This is a genomic window from Sphingomonas swuensis (assembly GCF_039538045.1).
Classification (GTDB): domain Bacteria; phylum Pseudomonadota; class Alphaproteobacteria; order Sphingomonadales; family Sphingomonadaceae; genus Sphingomicrobium; species Sphingomicrobium swuense.
Genome location: NZ_BAABBQ010000001.1, coordinates 2,072,363 through 2,087,299 on the forward strand (window position 1 = coordinate 2,072,363; position 14,937 = coordinate 2,087,299).

Consider the following 14,937-nt stretch of genomic DNA (forward strand, 5'->3'; position numbering starts at 1 on the left):
CCTTCATCGACGGTTCAACTCACTTCATGTTATAACCCGCTCGTTTACCGGGACTTTCCCCGAGTCGAGGGTTCTCTCACCATGACTTTCCTCCAGAAGATTGCCGCGGCCGCGCTGGTCGGCGTGGCATCGATCGGTCTGTCGGGCTGCGCCACCGGCCTTCCCGCCAAGGTCACCCGCTTTCAGGCCATGCCGGCGCCGCAGGGCCAGAGCTTCTATGTCGTTCCCGGCATGGGCCAGGCGCAGGGCGGCGGGCTCGAGTTCAGCCGCTATGCCGCGCTCGTGTCGCAGCAGCTCGCCGCGCAGGGCTACGTCCCCGCCGCCAGCCCGCAGAGCGCGACCATGATCGTCCAGCTGGGCTACAAGGTCGACGACGGCACCGAGCGGCTGGTCGAGGACCCGTTCGGCCCGCGCGGCTACGATCCCTTCTATCGCGGCTTCTACAGCCCCTACGGGCCCTATGGCAGCCGCTTCGACCCGCGCTGGGGCATCTACACCGGCCGGCCCTACTACAGCCGCTACGGCTATTATGGCGGAGTCCGCTCGCCCTTCTACTACGGCTGGAACGACCCCTTCTGGTATGGCGGGCCGAGCGTTCGCCAGTATACCGAGTATAAGTCGGAGCTCGACCTCGACATCCGTCGCCGGGTCGACAACCAGCAGCTGTTCGACGGTCGCGCCCAGGCGCGCTCGACCACCGACAACACGCAGGTGCTCGTCCCCAACCTGATCCAGGCGATGTTCACCGGCTTCCCGGGCCGCAGCGGCGAGACCGTCCGCATCACCGTCCCCGCCCAGCCCCGCAAGCGCTGAGCTAGATCAGTTCTCAAGAAGCCCGTCCGGAGCGATCCGGGCGGGCTTTTCTATGCTGGACTGCCGTCGCTCGTGGCGCCGCTCTTCCCGCGAGGGACTTACGGTGCGGCGCGAAGCTGGTCTGCTGCTGCACTCGATCTCGTTTGCGAACGCTCTGGCCCGTGCTGAGGAAGGTGCTTCTTCAGCCCGAGTGCGGGTTTCTCAACGAGATTCCACGACAAATATGCAAACGCCGTCGCGAGCAGGAGCGAAAGGCTGAGATTGCTCCAGAAGCCCGTCACGCCCATCCACATCGCCGTCTGCTGGATTGGCCAGCCATAGAGGAAGATGCCGTAGCTCAGGTCACCAAGCTTGTTCAGGCTGTTCGCGCGTGGATTGCAGAGGCCCAGATAGGCGGAGATGTAGGCTATGAAGGGTGCAGCAAACGCATCGCTATGAGGCAGATAGAAGAACGCGGTCGCCATGGCGACGCTCATCCAGAACAGAAGCGGATGCCAGGGCACAACGTCGCGGAGCTGGAAGATGCTCACTCCGAACAGGAAAGCGAGAACCAGAACTCTTCCACTCACAGCCACAGAATATTGTGGTTCGCTGTAGAGCGCCAAGCTCCACTGCAAGGTCATGAGTGCAAGAACGACAAGTCCGAACAGTCTTGCTCGACGAACGACGCCTAAGACCGAGATAATGCCAATCGCGATGTAGCATTCCAGCTCGTAAGGGATTGTCCACAATTGCCCGTTCACGACGCCAGGCACGGGATTGTTCTTGAAGACCCCAGGCAGGTCATAGTGGATGTTGCCCGTGACGTTCAGTAGATACCGCCAGAACTCGGCATCTCCAAAGTAGCCGGAGAGGGTCATTGTGGTGACCAGCGGGCCCAAGATCATCGCGGAGAGAAGCACCTCCGCAAACAAGGCCGGAAAGATTCGCAGTGCGCGAAGGCCGAAGAATTGGAGCATGCTTGCAGAGCGCGCGAGGCTCCCGGCCACCAGAAAGCCACTCAGCGCAAAGAACATGGGGAGAATGGCGGCAACGATCGGCCGTGCCGGACCCAGCCCCACGAACTGCTGCAACTCACGGCCGCCGGTGACGTAAACGGAATGCCAGGTCACGACGGCGACGGCGAGCAGTATGCGTTGGTAGTCGAACCCGCTGGGTCGCCCGCCGGTATAGGTCAGTCGTCCCCCGAGTGTTTGCATGACCGCGAAGCTCCCCCTTGTGGCTCACATGGGGCGATCGTGCTTTCGGTTCGGTAAATTCGCAATCAACAAACCAGCCTGCTCAACTGCGGAACAGCAAGCCGACCGGTGGCGGCCTTATGGAACTTCAGCGCTTGCGGACGAACTCGGCGCGCAGGACGAGGCCCTTGATCCCCTCGTAGCGGCAGTCGATCTCCTGCGGGTCGCCGGTCAGCCGGATCGACTTGATCAGCGTGCCGCGCTTCAGCGTCTGGCCCGCGCCCTTGACCTCGAGGTCCTTGATCAGCGTCACCTGGTCACCGTCGGCGAGCAGATTGCCGACGGCGTCGCGCACCTCGACCGCCGACGCGGCCGCACGTCGCCGGGCGAGCCCGGCCGCCGGCAGCCACTCGCCGCTCTCCTCGTCGTAGATGTAATCGTCGTCGGACATCACTCTCTTGCGCTCCCCGCCGCTTCACTCTCGCTCAGTAGTTCCGCAACCCGGGATACTCCCACCGATAGTGCACGCCTGTCTCGCCCAGCACGTGGCGAACCAGTGCCGGGAACGCCCGTTCAGCGCGCACGTCATTGGCCATGATCAGTACGCATCGGCGGCCCTCCTCAAGGCACACCAGCGTGTTGGCGGTGATGTCGTCATGCCCGCCCTTATACCATCCGGCACCTTGCGGCCCTGAGAAAGCGACCACGCCCATCGCCGCAGAGGCATTGGGTCGCTCGGCGAGTTGCGCGTCGGGAAGCAGCGTCGGGAATTGCTGCCGAGTGGTGATCGGCAGCGTGCCGCGCGCAAATTCTCGGCGCCACCTTACCGGCAGACCCTCTCCACGGACCATCGCCGCGGCCACCCGCGCAAAGTCGCCGATGCTCGTGTCCATCGATCCTGCGGCCCGCACCCGGCTCCGCTCGTCGTGCGGCTGCGCCTTGCCTTGTTCGTCCCAGCCATCGGCGACATTGCCGGCGAAGTGCGACTGCCAGCGAAGACTGGTCCGGGTCATTCCCAAGGGGCGAAAGAAGCGGCGCTGCAATTCGGCTTCGGTGTCGAGTCCTGCTCCCTTCTCGAGGCCGAACTGGAGAAGCATGATGCCTTCGCCCGAATAGCCGTAGCGCGAACCCGGCTCGAAGCGGATCCTGAGCTTTCGGTCGGGGTTGAGGAAGGCGAAATTGGCAAAGCCGGTCGAATGGTTGAGCGTCATTCGCGGCGTGATAAGCCGCCACCGCTCGTCGTCGGTAAGATCACCCCAATTCCCGTAAGCCGGCAGATTGCCATAGGATGGCAGTGGCTGCGGCAGCAGCGTCGCGATCGGCCGGTCGAGCGACAGCCGACCCTCCGCCGCCAGCTGCACCGTAAGATAGCCGAAGACCGCCTTGGTCAGGGACGCACCATAAAGGACCGTGTCCGGGGTGAGCGGCTCGCCGGCCGCGTTGCGGGCCACGAAGGCCTGCACCGAGCTGACCTTTCCCCTTTCGATCGTCGCGATGGCGAGCCCCTTGGCACCGGTCTCGGTCATTGCAGCGGCCACAACCCTGGCGATCGACGGTGGGGACGGCGTGCGCGCCTGTGCCGGAGCGCCGATCATCAGTGCCACGGCAGCAATGGAGGCGATACGGTGCACCGGAACGACCTCCTTCGTCTCCCGGCGCTCCCGGTCAGCCTTCGAGCTGGCGGGTCAGCATCCGGATCGCGGCGTCGATGTCGGGATCGCTCGCGCGCAGCTTCTCGATCTGCTTGACGGCATGGATCACCGTCGTGTGGTCGCGCCCGCCGAAGCGGCGACCGATGTCGGGCAGCGACTTGGGGGTCAGCTGCTTGGACAGGTACATCGCGACCTGGCGCGGGCGGGCGACCTCGCGCGCGCGGCGGGCGGAGACCATCTCGGCCTTGCGGATGCAATAATGCTCGGCGACCCGGGTCTGGATCTCGTCGATGCTGATCCGCCGCTGGTTGGCGCGAAGCACGTTCGCCAGCACTTCCTCGACGAACGGCAGGTCGATCGCCCGCCCGGTCATCAGCGCATAGGCGCCGATCCGGTTCAGGGCGCCCTCGAGCTCGCGGATCGAGTTGGTCAGCCGGCGGGCGAGGAACTCGACCACGCTCTCGGGCATCGCAACGCCCGGAAGCAGCGCGAGCTTGGCGAGCAGGATGTTGTAGCGAAGCTCGAGGTCGGCGGCGTTGATGTCGGCGACCAGGCCCCACGACAGGCGCGAGAGGATGCGCGGCGCGATCCCGTCGAGGTCCTGCGGTGCGCGGTCCGAGGTGATCACCAGCCGCTTACCGGCGGTGATGATCTCGTTCATCGTGTGGAAAAATTCTTCCTGCGTCGATTCCTTGCCGGCGATGAACTGGACGTCGTCGATCAGCAGCAGGTCGGCGCTCCGCAGCCGCTGCTTGAAGCCGATCGTGTCGTTCTCCCGGATCGCGCGGACGAACTCGACCATGAACTTCTCGGCGCTCATCATCACCACCAGCGCGTCGGGGCGCTGGGCGAGGAAGCGCTGGGCGATGGCGTGCAGCAGGTGGGTCTTGCCGCGCCCGGTACCGCCATGGACGAACAAGGGATTGAAGGTGACCTGGTCGGCCTCGGCCAGCGTCTTGGCGGCGGTGAAGGCGACTTCGTTGGCCTTGCCGACGACGAAGCTCTCGAAGCTGTAGCGCGGGTCGAGCGGCGGGCGCGGATGCGTTGCGACGGCAGCCTGGCGCTCGGCCGGGGTGGGCGCATCCTCGATGATCAGCAGCGGCGCGGGGCGCGGTCCGCCCTCGCAGGCGATGACCCGCACTTCGCGGACGATCGGAAGGGTCGTCTTCCACGCCAGCTGGAGTCGCTCGCCGAAATGGTTGCGGACCCAGTCGGCCATGAACTGGCTCGGCATGACGAGTTCGAGGCTGCCGGTGTCGGGATCGAAGTCGCCCAGCTCGGCGGGCTTGAGCCAGCCGTCGAACGTGCGCGCGCCGCAATCGCGGCGAAGCCCGGTGCGGATCGCGGCCCAGGCGGCAGCCAGCGGCGAGGAGTCGATCGGAATCGCGGCCTCGTCAGCCCGACCCTGCTCGTTCCGCCCTAGTCCCGTCCCGAATCCGTCCACTTAGCCCCGAGCCTCCATCTTCCGCTTCCGCCAGCAACCGCGAGGACGCAAGGGTTCGTTCGCACCGAACCCGAGTCGGTGCGTCTGTGCCTTGCCTCGCGTGGATCCCCCCAGTGGAATCGCTGCCGGAGGTGTTTTCTGGACAGCCGGACGCCCGCTGACAACCGTCCTTTTTTCACAAAAGCGAAATAATCGGGCTTGACAGGCCTCCCCCGAGAGGAGGCTCAATTAACCGCTGTTTTCAGCCATTTCCGGGGCATCTGTTAACCGCGGCACGATGCGAATCGCGGATTCCAAAAGGTTTTTTGTCCGTAACGAAAAAGGGCCGCCGGATGCGCTCCGGCGGCCCTCCTGAATTGGGACGATTCGTGTGCAGCGGCTTAGCCGAGCGACGACACCCGCTTGGTCAGGCGCGAGAACTTGCGGCTCGCGGTGTTCTTGTGGATGACGCCGCGCGCCACGCCCCGAGCCAGTTCCGGCTGAGCCTGCTTGAGCGCCTCGGACGCAGCACCCTTGTCACCGGCCATGAGGGCCGACTCGACCGCCTTGATGAAGGTGCGGATGCGGCTCACGCGGGCACCGTTGATCTCGGTCCGGCGAGCGTTGCGACGGATGCGCTTCTTGGCTTGCGGCGTGTTCGCCATGGCTGACTAGAATTCCCTGGACTGGCTGAAATGAAAAGCGGCGCGAAAGCCTGATGGCTCGCACCGGTTGGCGGTTCCCCTATACAAGAGGCCCGCGCCGGTCAACTCGGCCGTTCAGCGCTGGCAGGTCGGACAGTACCAGGTCGACCGCCCGCCCTGCACGAACCGCCGCACCGTGCCGCCGCAGCCACAGGGCTCGCCCTCCCGGCCGTAGACCGCGAAGCTCTTGCTGAAATAGCCGAGTTCGCCGTCGGGCGCGGCATAGTCGCGAAGGCTCGATCCCCCGGCCGCGATCGCCTCCTCGAGCACCGCGTGGATCGCCGGCACCAGCCGCCGGAGCCGCTCGAGGCTGACCTTGCCGCCCGCCCGGCGGGGATTGATCCCGGCCCGATAGAGCGCCTCGCAGACATAGATGTTGCCCAGTCCCGCGACGATGCGCTGGTCGAGCAGGAGCAGCTTGATCGCCGCGCTCCGCCCTGCCAGCCGGGTCTTCAGCGCTTCGGGGGTGAGGTCGAACGGCTCGGGACCCATGTCCTCGAAGCCCGCGAACGAGGCCAGCCGGTCGCTCGGCACGAGGTCGACGCTCCCGAACCGCCGCGGATCGTTGAGCGCGAGCCGCCGCCCCTCGTCGGTCTCGAGCAGCAGGTGGTCGTGCGCCAGCAGCTCGGACGGATCGATCCGCCAGCGCCCGCTCATGCCGAGATGGAAGATCAGCGTGTCGCCGCGGTCGGTCGCGATCAGCCCGTATTTCGCGCGGCGCGACAGCCCGGTCACGCGCGCCCCGGTCAGCCGCTGGCCGAGATCCTCGGGGAAGGCGCGGCGCAGGTCGGGGCGGCGCACCTCGACCCTCGTCAGGCGGCGGCCGTCGAGGACCCGCGCGAGCCCGCGGACGGTGGTTTCGACTTCGGGAAGCTCGGGCACGATTGGCCATATGGCGCACCCGCCCCCGCCCCGCTAGAGCGCCTCCATGCCCGATACCGTCAACTTCGGCGACCAGCTCGTCAGCCCGGAAGAAAAGACCCGCAAGGTCGGCGAGGTCTTCTCCTCGGTCGCCCGCCGCTACGATCTGATGAACGACCTGATGAGCGCCGGCATGCACCGCCTGTGGAAGGACCGGTTCGTCGCGCGCATCAAGCCGCAGCCGGGGGAGCAGATCCTCGACATGGCCGGCGGCACCGGCGACATCGCTTTCCGGATGGCCGCGCGCGGCGCCAGGGTGACCGTTTCCGACATCAACGCCGACATGCTCGGCGTTGGCGAGGAGCGCGCCGCCGCAAAGGCCATCGAGGGGCTGACCTGGTCGGTCCAGAACGCCGAGACGCTGGGCTTCTCCGACCGCGCCTTCGACGCCTACACCATCGCCTTCGGGATCCGGAACGTCACCGACATCCCCAAGGCGCTGCGCGAAGCCCACCGCGTGCTCAAGTTCGGCGGCCGGCTGTTCGTGCTCGAATTCTCGACCAGCGACTGGCCCGGCTTCGGCGAGGCCTATGATCTGTGGGCCGACAAGGCGATCCCGAAGATCGGCAAGGCGGTGACCAACGACGAGGCGAGCTACCGCTACCTCGTCGAAAGCATCCGCCGCTTCCCCAAGCCCTATGACTTCGAACGGATGATCGGCGAGGCCGGCTTCACCCGCACCCGCACCGAGACGTTGATGGGCGGGCTCGTCTGCATCTGGTCGGGATGGAAGGCTTGACCTCATCGGTCACCCACGTCGTCCGGTTGCTGCGCTGGGGCCGTACCCTGGCGCGCTACGGAGCGCTGCAGGGGATCGAGCGCGACCCGCTGACCCCGCCGTTCGCACGCCGGTTGGTCAAACTCGCCCGGTTCGGGCTTCGTCAACCGGCGGAGCCCGATTATGCGACCGCGCTACAGCAGCTCGGGCCCGCCGCGATCAAGCTCGGGCAGGCGCTCGCCACCCGTCCCGACCTCGTCGGCGAGAAGGCCGCGCACAATCTGTTCGCGCTTCAGGATTCGCTTCCCCCCGCAACGTTCGAGAAGATCAGGGCCAGCATCGAGAAGGCCCTCGAAGCGCCACTCGAAAGCCTGTTCAGCCGGATCGACCCCGTCCCGGTCGGCGCCGCCTCGATCGCGCAGGTCCACCGCGCCACCACCACCGACGGCCGCGAGGTCGCGGTCAAGGTCCTCCGCCCCGGCATCGAGGAGACCTTCGCCTCCGCGCTCGAGACCTACGAATGGGCGGCCGCCCACCTCGAGACCTATGCCGGCGACGAGGCCCGCCGCCTTCGTCCCAAGATGGTCATCGCCCACTTCAAGCAGTGGACCCGGCGCGAACTCGACCTCAATCGCGAGGCGGCCTCGGCCAGCGAGCTCAAGGACAATATGGTCGCCGAGGACGGCTTCTACGTCCCCGAGATCGACTGGCAGCGCACCTCGCGCCGGGTGCTCACGCTCGAGTGGCTCGACGGGATCAAGCTGTCGAAGCGAGACCAGCTGATCGAGTCCGGGCACGATGTCCGTGCGCTCGCCGGTATCCTCGTCCGCGCCTTCCTTCGCCAGGCGGTGATCGACGGCTTCTTCCACGCCGACCTTCATCAGGGCAATCTGTTCGCCCTCCCGGACGGCCGCCTCGCCGCGATCGACTTCGGGATCATGGGCCGGATCGACGCCCAGGCGCGGCGCTGGCTGGCCGAGATCCTCTACGGCCTCATCACCGGCAATTACGGCCGCGTCGCCGAGATCCATTTCGAGGCGCAATATGTCCCGCGCCACCACAGCATGGAGGAGTTCACCACCGCGCTTCGTGCGGTCGGCGAGCCGATCCGCGGACTTCCGGTCAAGGACATCAGCGTCGGCCGGATGCTCGAGGGACTGTTCGCGATCACCCGCGACTTCGACATGCCGACCCAGCCGCACCTCCTCCTGCTGCAGAAGACGATGGTGATGGAAGAAGGCGTCGCCACCTTCCTCGATCCCGACCTCAACATGTGGGAACAGGCCGAGCCCTTCCTTCGCGAATGGATGCGAAGCGAGCTCGGGCCCGAGGCCTATGCCGCCGATCGGCTCATCGCCTGGACCCGAGCGCTCAGGAAGCTGCCCGAACTGGTCGACCGCATCGATCATTATTTCCCGGCTCCCGGTGGCGCTCCGCCCGACCTCCCGACCGCGCAGGTCGAGGTCAAGGAGCTTCCCGCCCCGCGCTGGCGCGACGCGATCATCGCGCTGGTCGCCGCCGCGGCGGGCGCCGCCGTCGTGCTCTTCCTCCAGTAATCCGCTCCTCCCCGTCGAGAGAGGTGGGCGCTGCAAAGCGGCTGACGGAGGGGTTCTCGCGACCCGCATCGACCTTTCGGTCGGCTTCGCCGACTGCTCCCTTGAGGGTGACCTCGTCGGCCCCGATTGACGCGCACCCCGCGCCGAAGCACCTTCGCGCGCCATGACCCTGTTCGAGCTCCTGTTCGCCCTCAGTTCGGTGATCCTCGGCCTCGCGCTCGCCAACCTCGCCTCGAGCCTCCAGCGCCTTGCGCTCAAGGGGCGCGAGGTGCGCTGGGCGCCCGAGCCGCTGCTCCAGGCGGCGCTCATCACCCTGATCATCATCCAGGTCTGGCTCGACCAGTGGTTCAGCAAGGACATGAAGCAGCTGGTCTATGCCGCAGCGACGCTGACCATCCTGAGGCTGATGACCCTCTTCTTCGCCGCCGCCAGCTGCCTTCCGGATTCCGACCTGCTCGGCGACGGTGCCTTCGACCTCAAGGCCTATTACTACCGCGCCCGCAAGCTCAGCTATGGCGCGATGATCATCGGCCTGTGGCTGTTCGCCCTGACAGGAATCCTCAACGGCTATTCCGATTGGCAGTCGAACCTCGTGGGCTTCGTTGTCGGCCCGGGTCTCTACGGCCTGCTGATCTGGTCGGACCGCCGCTGGCTGCACATCCTCGTGCTGCTCTTCGTACTCGGCGCGTGGGGCGTCCCCACCATGATGCTGGACATCAAGACCTAGGCGCGACCGCGGAAGCCAGTCGCCCGCACTGACTGACGGCGGCGCTCGGCGGCTGCTCGAGGTTCCAGGTCTCATAGGCCTGCTCTTCCGTCAGCCCCGAGGCGCGCAGTGCCTTGATGCGCCGATCCCTAAGATCGCTCATCGCCTTCTCGTCAGGCGAACCCTCCCAGCCCGCTCGAACGACGTCGATCAGCTCGCCCGACTGCGAAAGCCTGAACGACCTTCCATCGGCCATGTCGACGCGCGCGACATAGCCGAGACCGAGGGTCAGCGGCCGAGGCGAATGCACGACTGTCAGCCCGGGACGAGCCTCGCCATAGGCGATCGGGAGCTGGATCTCGCGACCTTCGGGGGCCTCCAGCTGCCACATCCAGTTTCTGCCGCTCCAGACCTCGATGCAGCGGACCGTCATCCGGGGTCGCTCGGGGATGAGGAACCACTTCCACTCGCGCTCGGTCCAGATCAGCAGCTTGCCGTCGCGCTGCACCAGGTCGAGCGGAAAGGCATATTGGCAGCCGCCGAGCGACAGGGCCGCGATCAGCAGCCCCGTCGCCCGCGCCAGCTTCCTCACCGGCCCGACAGCGCCATCATCACCTGCTTCAGTCCGGCGACCCGCTTGGCGGCGATCGCATCCGCCGGGGCGACCAGCCCGTTCGCCAGGCTCCGCATCTGCCCGCGGTTGCCGCTTGCGACCGCGGTTCGGAGCTGTGCGATCTGGCCCGTCGGAAGGCTATTGCTCCGCTGCAACTGGTCGAGATAGGCCGCCGCCACCACCGGGTGGGCGGGCCAGCTGACCGGCGCCTGCTGCTGCGGGTTGAAGCGGTTGTCGGGATAGACCGCCATCGCCGCCGCTGCGATCTCGTTCGCGCTCAGCTGCGGCGACGGGGTCAGCGCCAGCACGTCGAGGCCGCGCGCGATCTCGGTCCCGTAGATCCGGCCCTTGTAGTAATAGGCCGACCAGAAGCCGCCCATCACGAGCTCGTCCTTGTAGACCGGGCCACGGTCGAAATAGCCGATCTCGGTCGGCCGGCTGCTGTCGGTGAAATCACTGATCGAGATGCCGCCCTGGTACCAGGCCTGGACGAACAGGTCGCGGCCCGGGACGGGGATGATCGACCCGTTGTGCGCGACGCAATTCTCCTGCTCGCTCTGCGCCGCCGGAAGCTTGTAGTGGTTGCGGAAGCGCAGGCGACCGTTGTCGATGTCGTAGATCGCGTTGGCGCCCCAGTTGCGCGGATCGCTCACCAGGCAGCGCGGCCGTCCGCCGCCGCCCCACTCGTCGGTGAACAGCACCTTGGTGCCGTCATTGTTGAAGGTCGCCGAATGCCAGTAGGCGAAGGTCGGGTCGAGCACCTGGTCGATCCGGCGCGGCTTGGCCGGGTTGCTGATGTCGAGCAGGATCCCGTTGCCCGAGCAGGCGCCCGCGGCGAGCTTGAGGCTCGGGAAGACGGTGATGTCGTGGCACTGGTCGGTCTGCGCGGTGTCCTGCGTCCCGTCGCCATGGTCGCCGCCCGACCACAGGCCCGAGATGCTCCCGGTGGCCGGGTCGCCGAACACGCGCGGGCGGTCGATGATCCGCGCCGCCGCCGGATTGGCGACCGGGATCTCGATCACGTCGATCGAGAAGAGCGCCGACTGGAGGGAGCCGGGGTCGGCGATGCAGGTCGGGATTTCGCGCTCGCTGCGGACGTTGGCGGTGCCGGAGACGTAGACGATGATCTTGCCGTCGCGGCCCGGGCCCGAGACCACGCTGTGGGTGTGGCTTCCGCGGCAGGTCTGGACCGCGCCCACCTGGCGCGGCGCGGCGATGTCGGTGATGTCGAAGATCCGGATCCCACGGAAGCGCTCGGCCGAGACCATGTCCTGGACGCCCTGCCGGCCGCAGTCGAGCCGCCCGCGGTTCTGCTCGACGCTCATGATGAGGAGGTTGCCGACGATCGACAGGTCGCCCTGCCCGCCCGGGCAGATGACCGAGCTGGCAAGCGCCGGCGCCGCTCCGTTCTGGCTCACCCGGTAGAGGTTGAAGCCATGGTAGTTGCCGACCGCCATCACGTCGCCCTGGAAGGCCATGTCGGTCTGGGCGAAGCTCAGCAGCGGCGAGCGGCCTCCCTCGGGCGCCTTCTGACCCTTCTTGACCAGCGCCGCGGCGGGCAGGTCGTAGGGGTTCCTGGGATCGAAGAAGCCGGTCGGCTTGGGCAGCGAGGCGACGAGGTTCAGCCCGCTGATCGCCCGGCCGGCATTGTTGGTCCCGGCGGCAAGCGCGGTGCGCGGGTCCTCGGCCACGGTGCCGAGCAGCGCGTTCATCCGCTTGATCTCCTCCTTCTGCTCCTTGAGAAGGTCGGTGATGAAGGCGTTGAGGCCGGGCTCGGCCGCGGTCCCGCCGCGCCGCATCATCTCCTCGGTCATCCGGATCGCCCCCTGGTGGTGGGTGATCATCCGCGCCAGGAACAGCCGCTCGAAGGCGATCCCCTTCGCGCCCTGCATCTCGGCCAGCTGGGCCGGGGTCGCCATGCCCATCCGGGTCATCATCGCCGCATCGTGCATCATGTGCATCGCATGCTCGTTGGCGGTCGGCTGGCCGCGCTCGGACAGCCACTTCTTCATCCACGCGACCTCGTCGGCCTGGGTGGCGTCGATCCGCTTGGCGACCTGGAGGAGCTCGGGCCGGTTGGTCCGCCCGGGAACCAGCGCGGTCATCTGCGTCGCCTGCGCATGGTGCGGGATCATGTCCTGCAGGTAGCGCACGTCATAGGCCGAGAAGCTGGTGTCGGCGATCCGGCTCGCCTGCGCGGCGTCGATCACCCGGCTCGGCTGGCCCGGCGCGCCCGGCTGGATGATCGGGCCGGCGAAGGCGGTGGAAGCGAGCAGACCGGCGAGCGCGACAGAAAAACCAAGACGCATGGAGGAACCCCCGAGATGAAGTGCAGTCACCTCGCAGCCTAGCAGCGCGCCAAGGGCCCACAAGCCCCCTCGGATCACTCCCTTTCTTGCCCGTTTGCGACTCGCGCGGCGCATGCTACGGCGCGGGCCTGAGCATCTCATCAGACAGGGAATTCTCTACCATGACCGGCCGCGTCACCATCAGCCTGAACGAACTGCATTGCGAAGCCCAGTCCGAGCAGGGCGGCTGCGAACCCTATCTCTTCACCAGCTTCTACGCGGTCGGCAGCAATGGCGAGGTGTCGGTCACCAGCCCCAAGCACGCCGACGTGCGCGAGGCCTTCGACAATGACATCGAAGCCGGCACCACCCTCCCCGTCCCGCAGGAAATCGGGCAGTGCGAGCTTCCTGGCGACGGCAAGATGGGCGTCGTCGCCCTCGTGATCGACGAGGATGCCGGCCGCATCATCGCGGTCGACAAGGCCCATGATGCCTTCCACCAGGGCATCGACAGCCAGCTCCGCGAAAAGGGCGAGGTCGATTGCGCTTCGCTGCTCAGCGCGATCAAGGGCGCGATCCACGGCACCTTCGACTATAACGACCTGCACCGCGACCAGGACGACATCCTCGGCGTCGCGGTCCACGCGATCAGCGGCCACGGCCCGTTCGAGGTCCACCTCGGCACCAGCGACGAGGACCGTTTCATCCTCCGCGGCGAAGCCCGCTAGGGCGAGCCTGCCCTTCCTTCAGGAAGCGGCACGTACCATCTGAAAGGGCCCGGCACCGACGAAGGCGCCGGGCCCTTTTCGGTTTTGGAGCGTCATCCATGCTTGTCCTTTGCCTCGCGATGATCGCGCTCCTCAGGCTCGCTCCCGGGCTTGTTCTTAGCCGCACCCTCCATCGCCTGCTGGTGGAGGAGCCTGTGCGGCAACTTGCCGCGCTCGACCGGACGCGGCTGCTGACACTTGTCGTGCTCGGCCTCTTGCTGTGCGCCGGGGCCGAAGTGTTCGTGCTGATGGGCTCGGCCGAAATGGCGTTCGTCCTCGCAACGCAGATCGCGCTTTATCTCGACGCGGTCGCGGTCTCGATCGTCGCGGCGGTGGCCCTCAGGGCCCGGCCGCTGGTGCAATGGCTCGGCGCCAGGCTGCAGTCGCGGGGCCGCCGTTCGCCACGCCATCGCCGGACTAGGCGTCCAGCGGTGCGGAGCCTCGCCAACGACGATGACCCCGCCCCGCTTCTTCTCGCAGCCTAGAGCCCGAGCGGCGCGAAGTCCGCGGCCGAGTGCCGCTCGCGAAGCTGGTTCTCGCCGCGCACGCCGTTGACCACCCGCCCGCGCCGCACCGCGGGGCGATCGTCGATCTCCCGCGCCCAGCGCATCAGGTTGGGATACTCGTCGGCCGCCGCGAGGAATTCCGCCGCGCCCTCGTAGGTGCGGCCGAGCGCCACTCCGCCATACCAGGGCCAGATGGCGATGTCGGCGATGCTATACTCGTCGCCCGCGACGAAGCGGCTTTCCGCCAGCCGCCGGTCGAGCACGCTCATCTGCCGCTTGGCCTCCATGGTGAAGCGGTCGATAGCATATTCGATCTTCACCGGCGCGTAGGCGAAGAAGTGACCGAAGCCGCCGCCGAGAATCGGGGCCGAGCCCATCTGCCAGAACAGCCAGCTCAGCGTCTCCGCCCGGCTGGTCCCGAGGAACGCGCCGAACTTCTCGGCGAGGTAAAGCAGGATCGCGCCGCTCTCGAACACCCGCACCGGCTCGCCGCCGCTGCGGTCGACCAGCGCCGGGATCTTGCTGTTGGGATTGATGTCGACGAAGCCCGAAGAGAATTGGTGACCCTCCATGATCTCGATCATCCAAGCGTCATATTCGGCCCCGCCATAACTGGCGGCGAGCAGCTCCTCGAGCAGGATCGTCACCTTCTGCCCGTTGGGCGTGCCGAGGCTGTAGAGCTGGAGCGGATGCTCTCCGACCAGCAGCTCCTTGTCATGGGTCGGTCCGGCGACCGGACGGTTGATCGCCGCGAAGCGTCCCTCGGCAGGCTTCGGAACCCACACCTTGGGCGGAAGGTAATCGGACATGCAGTGGCTCCCTGTCGTTGTCGCCGGCCACATGGGTTGCCCTGCCGCCGCTCCCAAGAGGGCACTTCCATGTTCCCGGTAGCAAAGTAGGATTTCGTCTGGCATCGCGACGGAGTGACTTTCGCGCGCGACCTCGCCTCCGGTTCGACCGGCCGTTGCACCTCTGCAACGACCTGTGTTCGTGCAGCCACGGGGTGGATCCTCGCGGATACCCCCTACCCTGAGAACTTCGAGAACTTCGAGCCTCGCGAGACGCCCGCACCCTGGGAACTTCGAGAACTTC

15 protein-coding genes are annotated in these 14,937 nt (G+C 66.8%); 6 read left to right on the forward strand and 9 right to left on the reverse strand.

What is annotated here, in order from left to right:
- Positions 1-81: 81 nt before the first annotated feature.
- Positions 82-813 carry a DUF4136 domain-containing protein gene (locus tag ABD727_RS10225; protein WP_344707307.1) on the forward strand — a complete coding sequence of 244 codons (732 nt, stop codon included), beginning with the start codon at positions 82-84 and terminating at the stop codon, positions 811-813.
- A gap of 98 nt (positions 814-911) precedes the next feature.
- Here the strand turns inward: ABD727_RS10225 and ABD727_RS10230 are convergent, their stop codons facing one another.
- From ABD727_RS10230 to mutM, 6 genes are all read right to left on the reverse strand, one after another.
- Complete coding sequence (locus ABD727_RS10230) at positions 912-2,012, reverse strand: acyltransferase family protein (RefSeq protein ID WP_344707308.1); 1,101 nt, start codon at positions 2,010-2,012, stop codon at positions 912-914.
- A gap of 127 nt (positions 2,013-2,139) precedes the next feature.
- The gene (locus ABD727_RS10235; RefSeq protein WP_344707309.1) at positions 2,140-2,442 is read right to left on the reverse strand and encodes an alkylphosphonate utilization protein; all 303 of its coding nucleotides are present in this window, start codon (positions 2,440-2,442) and stop codon (positions 2,140-2,142) included.
- A gap of 34 nt (positions 2,443-2,476) precedes the next feature.
- Complete coding sequence (locus ABD727_RS10240) at positions 2,477-3,622, reverse strand: serine hydrolase domain-containing protein (RefSeq protein ID WP_344707311.1); 1,146 nt, start codon at positions 3,620-3,622, stop codon at positions 2,477-2,479.
- Positions 3,623-3,656: 34 nt separating this feature from the next.
- The gene (gene dnaA / locus ABD727_RS10245) at positions 3,657-5,027 is read right to left on the reverse strand and encodes a chromosomal replication initiator protein DnaA (RefSeq protein WP_344708068.1); all 1,371 of its coding nucleotides are present in this window, start codon (positions 5,025-5,027) and stop codon (positions 3,657-3,659) included.
- 440 nt (positions 5,028-5,467) lie between these two features.
- Entirely contained in the window at positions 5,468-5,731 is a 264-nt protein-coding gene (rpsT, locus tag ABD727_RS10250; protein ID WP_344707312.1) for a 30S ribosomal protein S20, read from the reverse strand.
- Positions 5,732-5,845: 114 nt separating this feature from the next.
- Positions 5,846-6,652 carry a bifunctional DNA-formamidopyrimidine glycosylase/DNA-(apurinic or apyrimidinic site) lyase gene (mutM, locus tag ABD727_RS10255; protein ID WP_344707313.1) on the reverse strand — a complete coding sequence of 269 codons (807 nt, stop codon included), beginning with the start codon at positions 6,650-6,652 and terminating at the stop codon, positions 5,846-5,848.
- A gap of 46 nt (positions 6,653-6,698) precedes the next feature.
- Between mutM and ABD727_RS10260 the strand changes: the two genes are divergently transcribed.
- The 3 genes from ABD727_RS10260 (at position 6,699) to ABD727_RS10270 (ending at position 9,692) form a co-directional block, all read left to right on the forward strand.
- Positions 6,699-7,430, forward strand: a complete 732-nt coding sequence (locus ABD727_RS10260) for a class I SAM-dependent methyltransferase (RefSeq protein WP_344707314.1) — start codon at positions 6,699-6,701, stop codon at positions 7,428-7,430.
- Positions 7,427-8,965 carry a 2-polyprenylphenol 6-hydroxylase gene (ubiB, locus tag ABD727_RS10265; RefSeq protein WP_344707315.1) on the forward strand — a complete coding sequence of 513 codons (1,539 nt, stop codon included), beginning with the start codon at positions 7,427-7,429 and terminating at the stop codon, positions 8,963-8,965. Before ABD727_RS10260 ends, ubiB begins: the two co-directional genes overlap by 4 nt.
- 163 nt (positions 8,966-9,128) lie before the next feature.
- Positions 9,129-9,692 (forward strand): hypothetical protein, encoded by a 564-nt coding sequence (locus tag ABD727_RS10270; RefSeq protein ID WP_344707316.1) that lies wholly within the window; start codon positions 9,129-9,131, stop codon positions 9,690-9,692.
- On the opposite strand, the gene ABD727_RS10275 is transcribed toward ABD727_RS10270, so the two are convergent.
- Together ABD727_RS10275 and ABD727_RS10280 are read right to left on the reverse strand one after the other, a co-directional pair.
- The gene (locus tag ABD727_RS10275) at positions 9,682-10,263 is read right to left on the reverse strand and encodes a hypothetical protein (protein WP_344707317.1); all 582 of its coding nucleotides are present in this window, start codon (positions 10,261-10,263) and stop codon (positions 9,682-9,684) included. The genes ABD727_RS10270 and ABD727_RS10275 overlap by 11 nt on opposite strands.
- Entirely contained in the window at positions 10,260-12,593 is a 2,334-nt protein-coding gene (locus ABD727_RS10280; protein ID WP_344707318.1) for a DUF305 domain-containing protein, read from the reverse strand. Before ABD727_RS10280 ends, ABD727_RS10275 begins: the two co-directional genes overlap by 4 nt.
- Before the next feature lie 161 nt (positions 12,594-12,754).
- On the opposite strand from ABD727_RS10280, the gene ABD727_RS10285 reads away from it, so the two are divergent.
- A complete protein-coding gene (locus ABD727_RS10285) occupies positions 12,755-13,300 on the forward strand; it encodes a hypothetical protein (RefSeq protein ID WP_344707319.1) in 546 nt (181 codons plus the stop codon).
- A 98-nt stretch (positions 13,301-13,398) separates the two neighbouring features.
- Positions 13,399-13,824, forward strand: a complete 426-nt coding sequence (locus ABD727_RS10290; protein WP_344707320.1) for a hypothetical protein — start codon at positions 13,399-13,401, stop codon at positions 13,822-13,824.
- On the opposite strand, the gene yghU is transcribed toward ABD727_RS10290, so the two are convergent.
- The gene (gene yghU / locus ABD727_RS10295; RefSeq protein ID WP_344707321.1) at positions 13,821-14,654 is read right to left on the reverse strand and encodes a glutathione-dependent disulfide-bond oxidoreductase; all 834 of its coding nucleotides are present in this window, start codon (positions 14,652-14,654) and stop codon (positions 13,821-13,823) included. The two genes, ABD727_RS10290 and yghU, sit on opposite strands and share 4 nt — an antisense overlap.
- Between the last annotated feature and the right edge of the window lie 283 nt (positions 14,655-14,937).

What these genes read in the sequence shown, in the direction of transcription:
- ABD727_RS10225 (WP_344707307.1), top strand. Translation starts at nt 82, where the DNA reads ATGACTTTCCTCCAGAAGATTGCCGCGGCCGCGCTGGTCGGCGTGGCA.
- ABD727_RS10230 (WP_344707308.1), bottom strand. Translation starts at nt 2,012, where the DNA reads ATGCAAACACTCGGGGGACGACTGACCTATACCGGCGGGCGACCCAGC.
- ABD727_RS10235 (WP_344707309.1), bottom strand. Translation starts at nt 2,442, where the DNA reads ATGTCCGACGACGATTACATCTACGACGAGGAGAGCGGCGAGTGGCTG.
- rpsT (WP_344707312.1), bottom strand. Translation starts at nt 5,731, where the DNA reads ATGGCGAACACGCCGCAAGCCAAGAAGCGCATCCGTCGCAACGCTCGC.
- ABD727_RS10260 (WP_344707314.1), top strand. Translation starts at nt 6,699, where the DNA reads ATGCCCGATACCGTCAACTTCGGCGACCAGCTCGTCAGCCCGGAAGAA.
- ABD727_RS10270 (WP_344707316.1), top strand. Translation starts at nt 9,129, where the DNA reads ATGACCCTGTTCGAGCTCCTGTTCGCCCTCAGTTCGGTGATCCTCGGC.
- ABD727_RS10280 (WP_344707318.1), bottom strand. Translation starts at nt 12,593, where the DNA reads ATGCGTCTTGGTTTTTCTGTCGCGCTCGCCGGTCTGCTCGCTTCCACC.
- ABD727_RS10285 (WP_344707319.1), top strand. Translation starts at nt 12,755, where the DNA reads ATGACCGGCCGCGTCACCATCAGCCTGAACGAACTGCATTGCGAAGCC.
- ABD727_RS10290 (WP_344707320.1), top strand. Translation starts at nt 13,399, where the DNA reads ATGCTTGTCCTTTGCCTCGCGATGATCGCGCTCCTCAGGCTCGCTCCC.
- yghU (WP_344707321.1), bottom strand. Translation starts at nt 14,654, where the DNA reads ATGTCCGATTACCTTCCGCCCAAGGTGTGGGTTCCGAAGCCTGCCGAG.